The organism is Vibrio sp. Isolate22 (genome assembly GCF_022398115.1).
GTDB lineage: Bacteria > Pseudomonadota > Gammaproteobacteria > Enterobacterales > Vibrionaceae > Vibrio.
This window is the reverse complement of the sequence record NZ_JAKEUW010000009.1, coordinates 76,142-92,313: the sequence shown is the minus strand read 5'-3', so window position 1 is coordinate 92,313 and position 16,172 is coordinate 76,142. Positions and strand designations below refer to the sequence as shown.

14 protein-coding genes are annotated in these 16,172 nt (G+C 45.4%); 1 reads left to right on the top strand and 13 read right to left on the bottom strand.

All coding sequences use genetic code 11. The features are described from left to right. Positions 1–147 precede the first annotated feature (147 nt). The 9 genes from L1D55_RS07855 to aspA all read right to left on the bottom strand — a co-directional run bounded on the left by L1D55_RS07855 (position 148) and on the right by aspA (position 11,877). Positions 148–636, bottom strand: coding sequence for an arginine repressor (locus L1D55_RS07855; protein WP_004737108.1), 489 nt, complete (start codon positions 634–636; stop codon positions 148–150). Between the two features lie 327 nt (positions 637–963). Further along, a complete protein-coding gene (gene pyrI / locus L1D55_RS07850) occupies positions 964–1,428 on the bottom strand; it encodes an aspartate carbamoyltransferase regulatory subunit (protein WP_004737110.1) in 465 nt (154 codons plus the stop codon). A gap of 15 nt (positions 1,429–1,443) precedes the next feature. Next, complete coding sequence (gene pyrB, locus L1D55_RS07845) at positions 1,444–2,373, bottom strand: aspartate carbamoyltransferase (protein ID WP_239917048.1); 930 nt, start codon at positions 2,371–2,373, stop codon at positions 1,444–1,446. Positions 2,374–2,854: 481 nt separating this feature from the next. Then, on the bottom strand, positions 2,855–3,865 hold the full coding sequence (locus L1D55_RS07840; protein WP_004737112.1) for an ornithine carbamoyltransferase: 1,011 nt from the start codon (positions 3,863–3,865) through the stop codon (positions 2,855–2,857). A gap of 141 nt (positions 3,866–4,006) precedes the next feature. Then, positions 4,007–4,918 (bottom strand): carbamate kinase, encoded by a 912-nt coding sequence (gene arcC, locus L1D55_RS07835; RefSeq protein WP_008219582.1) that lies wholly within the window; start codon positions 4,916–4,918, stop codon positions 4,007–4,009. Positions 4,919–4,989: 71 nt separating this feature from the next. Continuing rightward, positions 4,990–6,213, bottom strand: coding sequence for an arginine deiminase (arcA, locus tag L1D55_RS07830; protein WP_102424396.1), 1,224 nt, complete (start codon positions 6,211–6,213; stop codon positions 4,990–4,992). A gap of 767 nt (positions 6,214–6,980) precedes the next feature. Beyond that, on the bottom strand, positions 6,981–8,429 hold the full coding sequence (locus L1D55_RS07825; protein WP_239917047.1) for a YfcC family protein: 1,449 nt from the start codon (positions 8,427–8,429) through the stop codon (positions 6,981–6,983). A gap of 508 nt (positions 8,430–8,937) precedes the next feature. Further along, positions 8,938–10,245, bottom strand: coding sequence for an anaerobic C4-dicarboxylate transporter (locus tag L1D55_RS07820; RefSeq protein ID WP_105057665.1), 1,308 nt, complete (start codon positions 10,243–10,245; stop codon positions 8,938–8,940). Between the two features lie 180 nt (positions 10,246–10,425). Further along, positions 10,426–11,877: an aspartate ammonia-lyase gene (gene aspA, locus L1D55_RS07815; RefSeq protein WP_239831698.1), complete on the bottom strand. Its 1,452-nt coding sequence runs from the start codon at positions 11,875–11,877 to the stop codon at positions 10,426–10,428. 284 nt (positions 11,878–12,161) lie between these two features. Here aspA and L1D55_RS07810 point away from each other — a divergent pair, with 284 nt between their 5' ends. After that, positions 12,162–12,686: an FxsA family protein gene (locus tag L1D55_RS07810; RefSeq protein WP_102426101.1), complete on the top strand. Its 525-nt coding sequence runs from the start codon at positions 12,162–12,164 to the stop codon at positions 12,684–12,686. 131 nt (positions 12,687–12,817) lie between these two features. On the opposite strand, the gene trmL is transcribed toward L1D55_RS07810, so the two are convergent. The 4 genes from trmL to L1D55_RS07790 all read right to left on the bottom strand — a co-directional run bounded on the left by trmL (position 12,818) and on the right by L1D55_RS07790 (position 16,137). Then, entirely contained in the window at positions 12,818–13,297 is a 480-nt protein-coding gene (trmL, locus tag L1D55_RS07805) for a tRNA (uridine(34)/cytosine(34)/5-carboxymethylaminomethyluridine(34)-2'-O)-methyltransferase TrmL (RefSeq protein WP_004737121.1), read from the bottom strand. 77 nt (positions 13,298–13,374) lie between these two features. Continuing rightward, positions 13,375–13,992 (bottom strand): superoxide dismutase, encoded by a 618-nt coding sequence (locus L1D55_RS07800; protein WP_239831696.1) that lies wholly within the window; start codon positions 13,990–13,992, stop codon positions 13,375–13,377. A gap of 76 nt (positions 13,993–14,068) precedes the next feature. Next, the gene (gene cpxA, locus L1D55_RS07795; protein ID WP_239917046.1) at positions 14,069–15,448 is read right to left on the bottom strand and encodes an envelope stress sensor histidine kinase CpxA; all 1,380 of its coding nucleotides are present in this window, start codon (positions 15,446–15,448) and stop codon (positions 14,069–14,071) included. Further along, complete coding sequence (locus L1D55_RS07790) at positions 15,448–16,137, bottom strand: response regulator (RefSeq protein WP_105025816.1); 690 nt, start codon at positions 16,135–16,137, stop codon at positions 15,448–15,450. The genes cpxA and L1D55_RS07790 overlap by 1 nt, the downstream gene beginning before the upstream one ends. Between the last annotated feature and the right edge of the window lie 35 nt (positions 16,138–16,172).

Sequence of the window (16,172 nt, the reverse complement as noted above, 5' to 3'; positions counted from 1 at the left end):
GGTATCTTAACTCAATCAGACCGTAATAGTTTGCTATTAGTTTCATTGGCTAGCAAATATCCCTTAGGGCGGGAAATCCACTTTCTTAGGTAATCGGGAGAGGGTCAGCCTTGCAGCAGGCATAGGGAGCCCTTGCCAGTAATCCATTTAAGCGACACCTAAGCGTGCTTTTACCACTTGCTCACAAGCATCGATATTGGTTGTGTCTTTTGGAATAATTAACACGGTGTCGTTGCCGCCAACGGTACCGATAATCTCAGTATGTGGGTCGATATCCACTAACCTTGCAACTAACTGCGCACAACCTGGGTGAGTTTTTACTATCACCATTGCTTGGTTATGAGTGATTAATTCGATTTGCGAAGAGATGGATGCATCGACACGTACAGGCGCGCTTTCAACCGTAATACAGTAGACCTTTTTACCACAGGCATTCTGAATTTTGACTACGCCGAGCTGTGACAAAATACGAGATACCGTCGATTGGCTAATGCCGGTATAGCCGATCTCGACCAGCTTTTCGCGCAGCTGGTTTTGGGTTGAGAAGCTTTGTTGTTGTAGTAAGCGTTTGCACGCTGCAGTCAGTGTTTTGTCTTCAGCTGAATACAAGCAACCGTGCTCAGTGATCGGGTTCATGAACAACTCCTTAAGGTCAACAGTGATACCGCTTGTCCATAGCGTCGTGCGCACTCCCAAAGCCGTAGAGTACGATTTGTTAATTAGGGCTTACCGACGAATCCTGAAGTAAAGAAGGGCGGGTATGCGAGATGTATGATCATCTATGCATCCAGTCTACCACTAAAGGATAGTTATCTTTTTGAAGGCGATCACCAAACAAAATTCTGGTAATTTGCTTGTATTCTGGTGCTTTATTCTTGAGGTGAGTGGATATTTATTCCGCATTGGGAATAAATATCCATGTGCTTGGGAAGGTTTTGACCTAGGCACTAATGAAGATAAGGGTTAGCGAATTTCACTCATGATCTCGCGAGAGAATACTTTTTCACAGTAATGGCATTTTAGCTGCACATTTTCCTGTTTTAGCTGAACTTTAAAGCTACTTTCAACGGGTTCACCGTGTGAAATACAGTTGCTATTTGGGCATGAGAATACGCTGTTGATTTGCTCTGGCAGTACAAGCGTCAGTTTGTTTACGACCTTGTACTCTTCAATTTGATTGACCGTTGCTTGTGGTGCATACAGAGCCAATTGGTTCGCCTGCTCTTTGGTTAGAAAGATGTTCTCAATCTTGATCAGGTCTTTGTGCCCCAACGCAGATGATGGCAGATTTAATCCCATGGTGATGCGCTGTTCTGTTTTGTGCATCTTGAACAGTTTAAGGATTTTGATACCAAGGTGAGCAGGGATGTGGTCAATGACGCTGCCGTTACGGATCGCTTCTACTTGTAGCTGAGTTTGTTTAACCATGACTTTGTCTCCTGCTTATAAAGTGTCGTTTAGAACTAGAGCTAATAGGGCTTCGCGAGCGTATACACCATTTTCAGCTTGCTCGAAGTAGTAAGCGTGTGGTGTTTTATCAACGTCGGTGGTGATTTCGTCAACGCGTGGCAGCGGGTGAAGCACTTTCATGTTTTGGCGGGCGTCTTTTAATGTGTCGGCGGTGAGGATGTAAGCCGATTTCATATGTGCGTATTCTGATGCATCAAAGCGCTCTTTCTGTACGCGAGTCATGTACAGCACATCCAGTTCCGGTACCACTTCTTCAATGCTGCTGTGGGTGCTGTATTGAATGCCCATCTCTTCCAGTTCTTCGCAGATGTAATCTGGCATCGCTAATACTTCTGGTGCGATAAAGAAGAAACGTACGTTATTGAATTTTGATAGTGCTTGCGTCAGTGAGTGCACGGTGCGGCCATATTTAAGGTCGCCGACAAACGCCACATTGAGGTTGTCGAGAGTGCCTTGTGTTTCGTAAATCGAGAACAGGTCTAGCAGGGTTTGAGTTGGGTGTTGGTTCGCGCCATCACCGCCATTCACCACTGGCACACCGTTAGAGAACTCAGACGCCAAGCGTGCAGCCCCTTCTTGTGGGTGACGCATCACAAAGGCATCAACGTACGATGAAATCACCTGCACTGAATCGGCAAGAGTTTCGCCTTTCTTAGCCAGTGATGTGTTACCGCCATTATCAAAACCGATGACTGTGCCACCAAGGCGTTGAACTGCGGTTTCGAATGAGAGGCGAGTTCGAGTTGAAGGCTCAAAGAAACAGCTCGCAACGACTTTATTTCTCAGCAACTCTGGATTTGGTTCAGCCTTGAGCCTTGCTGCGGTATCGACGATAAGCTCCAGTTCATCACGAGAGAGCTCAGGAATGGAGATGATGTGCTTGTTAAATAACGAATGCGCCATAACGGGTCTTCCTTCTATGCATACAGTCAAATTGCGGACAAAAAAAAGCCCCCTAAAAATAGGAGGCTTCGAAACGATCAATAGAACAAAATAAAAATGACACCAACACCACTCTCTGGCGTGTAGTTTGACAATCATGTGCGACAAAACTGCGGTTCATTTTTTGCTCTCTTTAGACAAATTGCGGAGGATTATACTCAGATAAAAACAGCGCGCAATAGTTTATGTAAAGTATTCATTTTATGGATATTTATGCCAAATTAGTCCGTGCTTTTACTTCTTTTTAAGCCTTTGTTGAAGCAGAAAAACTTCGACTTTTTTAGGCAATAATCTTTTCAAACGAATGAAAAAAATGCGGGTTTTATCCAAGAGAAAATTCCCATGCACGCCACCCGCATTTCCCTGTTATTGCACTCAAATTATCGACTTGTTTGTAAATAAGAGAGTGCTTTGCTTCTAAGTTTTTTAACTGTTTGGTTTATTAGCTGCCTAGTGTTGCAACCATCACTGCTTTGATGGTGTGCATGCGGTTTTCAGCTTCATCGAACACGATAGAGTATTCAGATTCGACCACTTCATCAGTCACTTCCACACCGTCTTTTAGCTGTGGGTATTCAGCCGCAAGCTGTTTGCCTACCGTGGTATCTTCGCCATGGAAAGCTGGCAGACAGTGCATGAATTTCACGTGTGGGTTACCGGTTGCTTTTAGCATTTCCATGTTTACTTGGTAAGGCATCATTAGGTTAATGCGCTCAGCCCATGCTTCTTTCGCTTCGCCCATTGATACCCAAACGTCGGTGTATAGGAAGTCACAACCTTGCACGCCTTCTTGAACATCTTCAGTTAGAGTGATTTTGCCGCCAGTGTGCTCTGCGATTTCACGGCATTGAGCCAATAGCCCTTCTTCTGGCCAGAATTGCTTAGGAGCAACAAGGCGAATGTCCATGCCCATTTTCGCTGCACCAACCATTAGAGAGTTCCCCATGTTGTTGCGAGCATCACCTAGGTAAGCAAACTTGATTTCATGCAGCTGCTTACCACGGCCGTATTCAGTCATAGTCAGGAAGTCTGCCAAGATTTGAGTTGGGTGGAATTCGTCAGTCAGCCCATTCCATACAGGTACACCAGCGTAAGCGCCTAGCTCTTCAACAATCTCTTGACCGAAGCCGCGGTATTCAATGCCATCGTACATACGGCCAAGAACGCGAGCGGTATCTTTCATCGATTCTTTATGGCCAATTTGAGAACCAGATGGGCCTAAGTAAGAGACGCGAGCACCTTGGTCGAATGCTGCCACTTCGAATGCACAGCGAGTACGAGTTGAGGTTTTCTCAAAGATAAGTGCGATGTTTTTGCCAGTCAGTTTTGGCTGTTCGTAACCGTTGTACTTCGCTTTTTTAAGCTCCATTGAAAGATCTAACAAGTGTTGAATTTCGCGTGGAGTGAAATCTAGTAGTTTTAGGAAGTTACGATTGCGTAGGTTAAAAGCCATGATGTATTCCTTCTTAGATTTAGGCGCTTTCCTGTTACAGGGAAAGAAAATTCAAGAAAGCGCGATTCAATTTTTGTGTATTAATTTCAGTTCAAACGGTGATTCAGTTTTCTCGCAAGGTTTGAAAAGCTCACGAGTGGATTAATCTTTGGTGATGTTGGTACCCGCTTGGCCTTGCAGAATTTGCAAACCATCTTCGAGCGCACCGATACCGACGACTTTGCCGCCTTGTTGGATGAATTCGCACGATGCTTCAATTTTTGGTCCCATGGAGCCGGCATCAAATTCGAACTTCGCAAGTTCACCTGGCGTAGTGCTGCGCAGTGCGTGTTGAGTCGGTTTGCCCCAATCTAGGTAAACCGCGTCTGCGTCAGTCAGAATCAGTAGTGCATCGGCATTCAATTGTTTTGCTAGGAAAGCGGCGGACATGTCTTTGTCGATAACCGCTTCGACACCCACCAATTTGCCATGCTCTTTTTTCACTGGAATGCCGCCACCGCCAGTACAGATCACTAGGTGACCCGCTTCGATAAGTTGGGTGATCGCTTCGTGCTCAACGATGCCGGTTGGTCTTGGGCTTGGCACAACACGACGGAAGTGTTGGCCGTCTGGTTTTACGATCCAGTGGAACTTTTCTGCCAATTCACGTGCTTCTGCTTCTTCGTAGATTGGGCCGATTGGCTTGGTTGGATCTGCAAATGCAGGGTCATTTGGATCAACCGTCATTTGGGTCAACATGCACGAGATGTTGCGGTTCGGCAGATAGTTTTTGAACTCTTGCATCAGCATGTAGCCGATCATGCCTTGAGTTTCGCTGCCCAATACATCCAGTGGGTATGGATTTACTTTCTTGTATTCCAAACCTTGCAGAGCAAGTAAGCCAACTTGTGGGCCATTACCATGCACTAACACCACGTTGTACTCTTTGGCGATTTCAGAGATGGTTTTCACCGCCGTTTCAATATTACGGCGCTGAACGTCAGCTTCTAACGGCTCACCGCGACGAAGTAGGGCGTTACCACCGAGTGCAACAACAACAGTTTGTTTAGTCATAATTGTGTTCTCTCATTGTGGCCAAGTTGAGGTTATTTGAGTGCTTCAACTTGGCCGTTTCGTCTTAGTGATTAGATACCATCACGCTCGATTGGGCAGCTCATGCAACGTGCGCCACCACGGCCACGACCAAGCTCGTCTCCAGGAATTGGCAGTACTGTGATGCCAGCTTTGTCGTATTTCTCGTTGGTGTAGGTGTTACCTTCGTAGCCAATAACGACGCCAGGTTTCACCGTAAGAACGTTGTTCGCATCATTCCACTGCTCACGTTCTGCATGGAAGTTGTCACCACCAGTAGTGATCAGGTTTAGCTTGTCTACGCCCAATGCTTTCTCGATAGCAGTAACGAAGTAGCCTTCTTCTTTCACTTTCACGGCACCAGACTCATCACCGGTAAGGTTCCAGCACTTCACATCTTTACTCACCACTTCAGGGTAAACAGAGAACGTATCTTCGTTCATGTGTGTCATTACCGTGTCTAAGTGCATGCAAGAGCGGTGTTTTGGCAGCTGCATAGCGATAACTTGCTTCGCTTGGCCGTGTTTGAACAGGCTAGAAGCCAAGTGTTCAACACCTTGTGGCGTGGTACGTTCTGACATACCGATAAGCACTGTACCGCGGCCGATAACCAGAACGTCGCCACCCTCAATCGTTGAGTTGTCGTAGTTGATGCTCTCTTCATCGCCGAAGTATTTAATGAAGTCTTGGCCTGCGAAGGTTGGGTGCCAACGGTAAATCGCACGCACGTGGTTGGTTTCGCGTTGACGTGCTGGTTTCGCCATTGGGTTGATTGATACACCACCGTAAACCCAGCAAGAGGTGTCGCGAGTAAATAGGTGGTTTGGTAAAGGCTCAATAATGAAGTCGGTTGGTGTGAACATGCCTTGCATCATTGAAGAAGACTTCATCGGCATTTCAGCGTAAGACAGACCGCCGGTTAGGATTTTTGCAAGCTCTAGGTTTGGTAAGTCGCCTAAGTAGCAGCGTACGTCGTTAGCAAAAGTTTTACCCAAACGGTAATCAGATACTTGGCAGTTCAGTAGCCAATCTTTCGCTTCCGGCACGGCTAGCGTATCTGCTAATAGGTCAGTAAGAAGAAGAACCTCAACACCCTGATCACGTAGCGTTTGAGTGAATACGTCATGCTCTTTACCTGCACGCTCAACAGCCAGTACGTCATCAAACAGCAAATCGTGACAGTTGGATGGTGTTAAGTGAGTCAGTGCGCGTCTTGGGCGATGAACTAGAACACGACGCAATTGACCTATTTCAGAACCTACATAGAACTTACTCATGATCGTCTCTCTCTTATATATTTGAATTACTTTTATTGCTAAGAGTAATTATTTATTTTCAGGTGAGAAGAATGAATTATTTATTCATATCTCTTGTCTGGAATTAATATTACGCCTGCTGCTCAGGTATTCTTAGAGATCTATCACAAATCATTTTTTATCCCTCAGCCCTTTAAAAATAAGGGTTTTAACAAATTTTATGCACTTTGACCTATCATCGATTGCTTCTAAATAGTTAATCCAGGGGGAACATTATTCATGTTTTTCTAATCCGGATTAGTAAAATCTAAATAGTGGGGGTTTATATGCAATGTACTTTGATTGATAAAAGTGAGCTTAAAGTGGAAGTATGCAGTGTTTTTATTTAGATATTTAATTTTGAATGTGGAATTAATTATCTGTTAACAATTTAAATTCGTATAAAGTTATTTGGGTCACACTTTAAAGTAGGACTTGTGAAGGTGTTTTTAATTAGGTTTATTCGTTTATTTATCTTTTTCTGTTACTTTTAATAAACCGGTAAATATAATTAACGCTAATAAATGACTAAATATTTCGCCATATATCACCTTGGTAAAAAATGAGTGGTTTTGTTAACTTTGTCTCTGATGTTTGCAGATGAGTAGGAGTGTTGAGATGGTGCTTCTCGGGAGCTGCTGAGTTGGCTATGGGCTGCAGTAACGGTAAAGCTGACTGAGCTAGCGATAGAGCTAAAAAAGCCGCTATCGAAGCGGCTTTGAATGGAAGTGTGTTTGCTGAAGGTATGTCTAGATAAGCGCACCAATACTCAGTACTACGATGCAGAACACCGTTAAGATACCGATCAATGGCATGACCCATTTCACCCAGCGTACGTAAGGCACACGAGCTATCGCCAAGCCACCCATTACCACCGCAGATGTTGGGGTAATAAGGTTTACTAAGCCTGAAGCCGATTGGTAAGCGGTGATCACTAGGTCTCTACCAACACCTGCGAAGTCAGCCAATGGCGCCATGATTGGCATGGTCAATACCGCTAGGCCAGATGTCGATGGCACTAGGAATGACAATAGAATCTCTAGGAAGAACATAACGTTAATAAAGATAACGGATGAGAGCCCGGTGACCATCTGCTCTGCAGAGAACAGAATCGTATCGGTGATCATACCGCGGTCCATCACTACTACAATACCACGTGCAATACCTATGATTAGCGCTACACCGAGCAGGTCACGAGCACCGTCAATGAAGCTTGAGGTAAACTCTTCTTCGCTCATGCGAGCCACAATACCGACAATGATGGTTGCGGCTAGGAACATTGCAGAGATCTCTGCCATCCACCATCCAGCAACGGATACGCCGTAAATCATTACCGCGAATGAGCCACCAAAAATAGTCAGAATCAGTTTACGAGTTGCAGTGAATTCCAGTTTTTCTCCGCTTGAATTGCCAAGGAAGTGCGCTTTATTTTCTTCGTACTTGTCATACACAATCGACTTGCTTGGGTCTGCTTGCACCATTCTTGCGTAACGCATGACGTAAGCGACACAGATACCCCAACCAATAATCAGCATTGTCACACGTAGTACGATACCGTCAGTAAATGGAATGCCAGAGGCGTTAGCTGCGATAACCGTTGCGAATGGGTTAATGGTGGAACCTAGCACCCCTATGCCTGCGCCTAGAAGCACAGTTGCAGCTGCCACTAGAGGGTCAAAGCGAGCCGCCATCATGACAGGTACAAGAAGCGTATAGAATGGAAGTGACTCTTCCGCCATACCATAGACAGTACCGCCAGCGGCAAACAGTGCCATCAGTATTGGTATCATCAACTCTTCTCTCCCTTCGAGGCGCGCGGTGACGCGTTCGATACCAGCATCAATTGCACCAGTCTTGGTAACTAGCCCTAAGAAGCCACCAATGATGAGAATGAACAGTGAAACGTCGATTGCAGCAGCTTCATAGCTATTGTGGTCGTAGAAGCCGTCAATCGGCGCTAGCAGTACGTCAATTACGCCTTGAGGGTTACCTTCAACCGCTTGATAGGTTCCGGTTACCGGTACTTCTCGGCCTAATTCTTCATTCATTGCTCGGTCATATTGACCCGCTGGAACAATCCAGGTCAGTAGAGCAACGAATGCAATTAAAATAAATAGAATGGTATAAGCAGAAGGGAATTTAAAGTTGGCAAAGAAGCCGCCCTTTTTTTTCTCGCTTGGCATCGTTTGAGTTGTCATGGCTATCTCCTTACATCATCTTAAATAGAAGTGATGTGAATTAGCGACTAATGATTTATAGACTGTAAATACACTGACACTTATAAATTACCCAACGATATAAAATTGCGGGCTTTAAATTAAAGTTATTTGATATTTACTAATCCAGATGAAGTTGTATTTAATTTAGCTGCGGTTATTTTATTCTTTACTTAATCATTTAAGTTTGGTGCTGTTCACAAAAATAGTGGCCAGTGAAAGGGCTAAAAAATGTGAGAAAAATCGTAAGGTTTTTTGGTTAATTAGCTTGGATTAATATTCGGTTTGGTTAGTTGGTAAATAGGGGAGGGTTGATTTGATAGGTATTGATAGAGAATGGATTGGATAGCCTTGGAATTTTATTCAAACTTTATTTTTGAACACGTTTTAAAGTTTGTCATGGTTATTTGACGGGCATCAAAAATCACATTAAGCCATAAACAAAAAAGGAAGCCGAAGCTTCCTTTTAGAGTCATATCATCAGTGGTTTTTAGATAAACAGACCACCGAATGCGAAGCCTAGTGCTACCGCAGTACTGATTGTTACCACACCTGGAATGAAGAACGGGTGGTTGAATACTAGGTTACCGATACGCGTTGAGCCTGTGTCATCCATCTCAACCGCAGCCAGTAGCGTAGGGTAAGTAGGAAGAACGAACAGTGCACTTACCGCAGCGAAAGAAGCAACGGCTGTTAGTGGTGCTACGCCAATTGCTAGTGCTGCAGGCATTAATGCAACCGTTGTTGCGCCTTGAGAGTAAAGCAGCATAGAAGCGAAGAACAGAACAAGAGCTAGCATCCATGGGTAGTCAGCCAGTAGCGCGCCTGCAACGTCTTTGATTTCAGCAACGTGTGCATTTACAAACGTAGAACCTAACCAAGCCACACCAAGTACACATACACAAGCAGTCATACCAGAGCGGAATGTCGGTGCTGAAGAAATTTTCGCTGCATCGATCTTAGTGAACATTACGATTGCCGCTGCTGCTGCCAACATTACCGACATGATCGCTTCGTTACGACCTAGTGCAGGGTTCTCGATTAGGCCAACAGAGCTAGATATAGCCGCTGCGTAACAAACTACGAAGCCAATCGCCGCTAGGAAGATGTATGTCGCTTTCTTCGCTGTAGGAAGGATCTCGCGCTTCTCATCTGTTGCTAGCTTGATGAGACCTTTCTCTAGGCGCTCTTGGTAAACAGGATCGTCTTTTAGTTCGCTACCCATGTAGTTAGCAACAACTGCACCAACCATACAAGCGATGAAGGTTGTTGGGATACAAACCATCAGTAGTGTTAGGTAATCAACACCGAATGGTGCAAGCATGGCTGCGAAAGCTACAACTGCTGCCGAGATTGGCGAAGCCGTGATAGCAATTTGAGACGCAACAACAGCAATAGACAGTGGGCGAGAAGGACGTACACCTTGGCCTTTCGCTACTTCTGCAATAACTGGCAGAGTTGAGAATGCTGTGTGGCCAGTACCTGCCATTAGCGTCATTAAAAAGGTCACAATCGGTGCGTAAAAGGTGATGCGTTCTGGGTGCTTACGCAAAAAGTTTTCTGCAATTTGCACCAACCAGTCCATACCGCCAGCAACCTGCATTGCAGCAATTGCGGTGATAACCGACATGATGATCAGGATTACATCAATTGGGATAAAAGATTGGCTTGTTGGTACGCCAAGAATAAGTGAAAGAGCAATAACACCAGCACCACCGGCAAAGCCGATACCGATGCCGCCAATTCTGGCCCCTAAGAAGATAAAGAGCAGGACGATAAACAGTTCTACTGCAATCATAATTAACACCTCATGTAGATTTTATTATGTGACCACTCGTTGAGAGAATGTTCAGATAATAGTTCTATGGTTTAGATTCAATTAAGCAAAAGCGCAACATACAGAAAACCACAAAATAAACAGGGTTAACCGTATTGGAGCCTAAAAAAGGGCTCCGTTTGGAGCCCTTTCTCGCTAGCGTTACTCGTAGCGTTTTGCTTTATACTGAGGATGCATCAAATTTTCAACAGAGAAAATGTCATCAAGTTCTTCTTCGGTTAATAAACCGCGCTCTAGAACCACATCACGAACACTCTTACCTGTTTCTGCACAGATCTTACCAACAATGTCACCTTCGTGGTGGCCAATGTATGGGTTTAGGTAAGTTACGATACCGATAGAGTTAAATACGTGCGCTTCACAGATTTCTTTGTTTACCGTAATGCCGTCTACACACTTGTCGCGTAGGTTCACACAAGCATTAGTTAGGATGTCTAGAGACTCAAACATGCTTTGTGCAATAACAGGTTCCATAACGTTCAGTTGAAGTTGACCACCTTCAGCTGCGAAAGAAACCGTGTTGTCGTTACCTAGAACTTTGAAGCAAACTTGGTTTACTACTTCAGGTACTACTGGGTTTACTTTAGCTGGCATGATTGAAGAGCCTGCTTGAAGTTCTGGTAGGTTCAGCTCGTTCAAGCCTGCGCGAGGACCAGAAGACAGTAGACGTAGGTCGTTACAAATCTTAGACAGCTTAACTGCTAGACGCTTAAGCGCGCCGTGCGTCATTACGTATGCGCCACAGTCAGATGTTGCTTCGATTAGGTCTTCTGCTGGAACACAATCTAGGCCAGTTACTTCAGCTAGGTGTTTAACAGCAAGGCCTTGGTAACCTGGTGCTGCGTTTAGACCAGTACCGATTGCCGTTGCGCCTAGGTTAACTTCAAGCAGTAGCTTAGATGTGTATTCTAGGTTTTTGATTTCTTCATTGATGGTTACCGCCCAAGCGTGGAACTCTTGGCCAACCGTCATTGGAACTGCATCTTGAAGTTGAGTACGACCCATCTTCAAAACGGTGTTGAATTCTTGGCTCTTAAGCTCGAATGCACCTTTAAGGTATTCAATTGCATCGATCAGTTTTAGTACGCTGTTGTAAACAGAGATACGGAAGCCAGTTGGGTAAGCACAGTTAGTTGATTGGCTGCGGTTTACGTGGTCGTTCGGGTTGATGAACTCGTATTGGCCTTTTTCTTTGCCCATTAGCTCAAGTGCAACGTTCGCTACAACTTCGTTCGCGTTCATGTTTACAGAAGTACCAGCACCACCTTGGAAAACGTCTGATGGGAACTGATCCATGCACTTGCCAGTGTCTAGAATTAGGTCACAAGCTTGGATGATGTATTTAGCCACTTCGCTAGGAATTACACCTAACTCTTTGTTTGCTAAAGCTGCTGCTTTTTTTGTCATCACCATACCGCGAACGAATTCAGGTACATCTGAGATCGTTACATTTGAGATGTTGAAGTTTTCAACTGCGCGTAGGGTGTGGATGCCGTAGTAAGCATCAGCCGGAACATGACGTTGACCTAAAAGATCTTCTTCGAGACGAGTAGCTTGAGGAGCATCAACTTGTGCTTCTGATAGAGTAGCCATAACAGGATCCTTAGAGAATAATTCTGATTATATAGTTAGTTATTAGCCTATTCTGTGTGCAAATACTCCGTTCGCTAGAATATTGGGCTGATAAATCCGTCCTGACTTATGTGGCACATGATACTGTACCTAGCGCATAAAAATAGTAAGTTGATCACCTTTTTCGCTTTTGTTTAGTCAATATTTTGCAAAGTTAATTTGGGTCAATAAACACGCTTATTTACAGGATAAATTTGAGATTGGTAGACCTTTCAGCGTAAACTGAAAGCAACAAAGGAGGGCGTGTGTTTCCTATCTTATTATTACTATTTATCTTCGTACCCATCATTGAGATTGGGCTATTTATCCAAGTTGGTGGCTTCTTAGGATTGTGGCCAACTATTGCATTGGTTTTGATAACGGCATTTGTTGGTGCATCGCTGGTTCGTAGCCAAGGTATTCAAACGCTGATGTCCGTTCAAGGTCGACTACAGCAAGGCGAGATGCCGGCACAGCAGATCCTTGAAGGCGTGATGCTGGCAGTGGCTGGCGTATTGCTGCTGACTCCAGGCTTTATGACAGACGCTCTGGGTATGTTGGTATTGTTGCCAGCACCAAGAGCCATGATCGCTAAGAAAATGATGGAAAAAATGGTGGTTAAAAATATGTCTGGTGGTTTCCACGCTGGTGGACAAGCTGGCTTTGGTCAGAGTCCATTTGGAGATGATCCATTCAACCGCGACCCATTTGACCAATCAAAAGGCGGTAACACCTTTGAAGGTGAGTTTGAGAAGAAAGACGACGACAACGATCGTAACCGCTTAAACTAATCCTGCTGTTTAGATAGAAAGACAACAACTGAAAAGGCTCTTACCTTTATCCTTCGTAAGAAAGAGATAATGGTAAGAGCCTTTTTTATTGTCTATTAGCGATGACAGATAATAGGTGTTTGAGGGTTTGGTTATACCGCGCCTTCGAAGCCCATTTGTCGCCATGCTTCAAACGCGATGATTGCTACAGCATTGGATAGGTTCAGGCTGCGTGCGTCTGGCATCATTGGAATACGAATACGTTGTTCCATCGGCATGCTCTCGATGAACTCAGCAGGTAGGCCGCGTGTCTCAGGGCCGAACATCAACACATCGCCTTGTTGGAACTTGGCATCGACGTGGTGACCTGTGGTCTTGGTGGTACACGCAAAGATACGGTAGTCACCTTCACGTTCGTTCTCTAGATACTCAATAAAAGCTTCTAGGTTCTTGTGACGTTTCACTCGCGCTAGGTCGTGATAATCCAAACCAGCACGACGCACTTTCTTCTCTTCAAAATCAAAGCCAAGTGGCTCAATCAGGTGCAGGTTTGCGCCGCAGTTAGCACATAGGCGGATGATGTTACCCGTATTGGGTGCAATTTCTGGTTCGTATAGAGCGATATCAAACATGTGGGTTCACAAGAGTAATCAAAGATAGCCAGAGTATACGGTGGCAAGCTGTGTGAGTACAGTTTACCACCATCCACTTAGGCTTGGTTGGTGAGTGCCTGCGCGTAGTTTTCTGATACTGCACTCCAGTTGACCACGTTCCACCAAGCGTTGATGTAGTCAGGTCGGCGGTTTTGATAGCTGATGTAGTAGGCATGCTCCCACACATCTAACGCAAGTATCGGTTCACCGTTGCTGGCCACCGTATCCATCCAAGGATTGTCTTGATTTGAGGTTGAGATGATCTTCAGTTGTCCTTCTTCTACTACTAACCAAGCAAAACCTGAACCGAAGGTGTTGATTGCCGCTTGAGCAAACTGATCTTGGAATGCTGCAAAATCTCCAAATGTGCTTTTAATCGCCTCACTCAGCTCGCCAGTTGGTTCGCCACCGCCGTCTTGCGACATACAGTTCCAATACAAGATATGGTTGTAGTAGCCGCCACCATTGTTGCGCACGGCGGGGCTGTGTTGAGAAATATTAGCGAAGATTTCAGTGAGAGATTGCTGTTCAAGCTCGCTACCAGAAACCGCTGCGACAAATTTATCGTAATAGGTTCTATGGTGCTTGCTGTAGTGCACTTCCATCGTTTTTGCATCGATGTACGGTTCTAGAGCATCGTAGGCGTAGGGCAGTTCAGGGAAAATGTGAGACATAGTAAATCCTCCTTAATTAGAGGATTTATCATAATGATAATGACAATCATTATCAACTGTGATCTTTGTGGGGGTATTACAGTGGCAGGATAGGCAGAGTAATTTCGAGCTGTAATCCACCGAGTTTACTGCGGCTCGCGGTAATCGTTCCGCTATGTTGGCGAATCGCACTCTCGGTAATAGTCAGCCCGAGCCCAGTGCCACCAGAATTACGGTCACGAGCGGTAGAAACACGGTAGAAAGGTCTGAAGATAGAATCGAGTTCATCATCAGGCACACCATCACCGTTGTCATTGACGCAAATGGTCAACTGATCTTGCACCACGTGGAACTGCACATCGACTTGATCTTTACCGTAGTAAATGGCGTTGCGCGTAATGTTGTCTAAGGCACTCATCAGCAGCTTAGGATTGCCTGAAATTGAACGATCAGGGATTTCTGAGAATGTCAGCTCTTTACCCATTTGTTCTGCTTCAAATTGTGCATCTTTTAAGATCTCTTCCCATAAGCTAGATATCGGCTGAACTTCACGAGTAATGTGGCTATCAACCTGCATGCGTGAGAGGGTCAGTAGTTCACTGATCATCTGTTCCAAGCGTTGTGCTTCTGTATCGATACGCTCGAGTTCTGGGCTCTCACCTTGCTTACGAATCGCCAGTGCATTGGCCATACGAAGCCGTGTTAAAGGAGAACGCAGCTCGTGTGAGATATCAGAAAGCAAGCGCTGTTGCCCTGAGATCATCTGGTTTACGGCCTCAACCATTTGGTTAAAGCTTTCACCCGCTTGTCTGAATTCTGATGTGCCTTTTTCAAGGGTTGGATCGACCTCGAATTCGCCTTTCGCTACTCGTTGTGCAGCACGCTCAAGTCGGCGAGCTGGCTGGCTGAGTGCCCAAGCTAACCAAAGTAATAGTGGGGTACTGGCTAGCATCACGGCAAGCAGCAGCTGCAGTGGTCTATCAAATAGTCGAAGTAAGAACGGCGGTGGCTGATTCCACTTTACTCCGGCGTACATCAGTAGCTCTTCACCTGCCAGCTTGATTGGTACAGGGCCTGCAACCATGTAGTGCCCGTAAAGCTTCTGCTTTGGCACTTCTGGGTTATCAATTGAGGTTACGAAGTTACGAATCGCTTTAAGTTTGTAGTCTGAATGTCTTTTGGAGGTTAGGACTGCGCCCTCAAGATCGGTCAGATAGATACGTGCACGAGAATCTTTGCGGCTACGTGGCGCCTCAAGTTGGAAGACAATTTTGCCGAGGTTAGGCTCTCTGGCGTAGCGTTGCTCTGTAGCCTTGGCGATGCGTTCTAATTTGCTGAGGTGGTCAGCGGGCACATCACGTGCTACTCGCGGGTCTAGATGTGGTAGTGAGAGTACGGATAAAAGCACCAGTAACATGGTGAACCAAAAGATGGCAAAGATACGTCCATATAAGCTAGTGATTTTAGGGATGCGCATTAATCCTCCTCTACCAATAGGTAGCCACGACCACGCAAGGTTTTGATGCGTGATTTGCCATCGCTACGTTCTGGAATCTTCTTACGTAGGTTAGAGATGTGCATGTCTATCGCACGGTCAAATGCTGCAAGCCTTTTGCCAAGTACATCTAGGCTTAACGCTTCCTTGGTGATCACTTGCCCCGGGTTTTGGATAAGGTGGCTTAGTAGAGCGAACTCGGTAGTGGTGAGGTCGATGATCTCGCCATTGCAGTACGCTTCTTGTTTGCCAGGGAATACTTCAATGTCTTGATATTGGATTCTATCGCTGGCGGCTTTTGGAGTGCTCGTGGTTTGCGTGCGGCGCAAGATGGCGCGAATACGTGCGAGTAATTCGCGGTCGCTAAACGGCTTTGGTAAGTAATCATCCGCACCAAGCTCCAGGCCGATAACACGGTCGATCTCTTCCCCTTTCGCCGTCAGCATCAACACAGGCGTTTCCCAATGTTCTCTTAGCTTTTTGAGTGTTTCCATGCCATTCAGGCGCGGCATCATTACATCCAAAAGAATCAAATCGATCTCATCATTGATCGCTTCGAGCCCTGCGTAGCCATCATTGGCTTCAGAAACGGTGAAGCCCTCAAAGCTAAGAATGTCTTTAAGTAAGCTCGTTAGCTCAGTGTCGTCATCAATAAGAAGAATGTTCGCCATGGGAAAGCCTTAATCGGTTAGTTACAGGTTAATAA

Coding starts and splice junctions, on each gene's coding strand:
- arcA (WP_102424396.1), bottom strand. CDS start 6,213: ATGAGTAAGTTCTATGTAGGTTCTGAAATAGGTCAATTGCGTCGTGTT.
- pyrB (WP_239917048.1), bottom strand. CDS start 2,373: ATGGCGCATTCGTTATTTAACAAGCACATCATCTCCATTCCTGAGCTC.
- L1D55_RS07840 (WP_004737112.1), bottom strand. CDS start 3,865: ATGGCTTTTAACCTACGCAATCGTAACTTCCTAAAACTACTAGATTTC.
- arcC (WP_008219582.1), bottom strand. CDS start 4,918: ATGACTAAACAAACTGTTGTTGTTGCACTCGGTGGTAACGCCCTACTT.
- L1D55_RS07790 (WP_105025816.1), bottom strand. CDS start 16,137: ATGGCGAACATTCTTCTTATTGATGACGACACTGAGCTAACGAGCTTA.
- cpxA (WP_239917046.1), bottom strand. CDS start 15,448: ATGCGCATCCCTAAAATCACTAGCTTATATGGACGTATCTTTGCCATC.
- trmL (WP_004737121.1), bottom strand. CDS start 13,297: ATGTTTGATATCGCTCTATACGAACCAGAAATTGCACCCAATACGGGT.
- L1D55_RS07820 (WP_105057665.1), bottom strand. CDS start 10,245: ATGATTGCAGTAGAACTGTTTATCGTCCTGCTCTTTATCTTCTTAGGG.
- aspA (WP_239831698.1), bottom strand. CDS start 11,877: ATGGCTACTCTATCAGAAGCACAAGTTGATGCTCCTCAAGCTACTCGT.
- pyrI (WP_004737110.1), bottom strand. CDS start 1,428: ATGGTTAAACAAACTCAGCTACAAGTAGAAGCGATCCGTAACGGCAGC.
- L1D55_RS07825 (WP_239917047.1), bottom strand. CDS start 8,429: ATGACAACTCAAACGATGCCAAGCGAGAAAAAAAAGGGCGGCTTCTTT.
- L1D55_RS07855 (WP_004737108.1), bottom strand. CDS start 636: ATGAACCCGATCACTGAGCACGGTTGCTTGTATTCAGCTGAAGACAAA.
- L1D55_RS07800 (WP_239831696.1), bottom strand. CDS start 13,992: ATGTCTCACATTTTCCCTGAACTGCCCTACGCCTACGATGCTCTAGAA.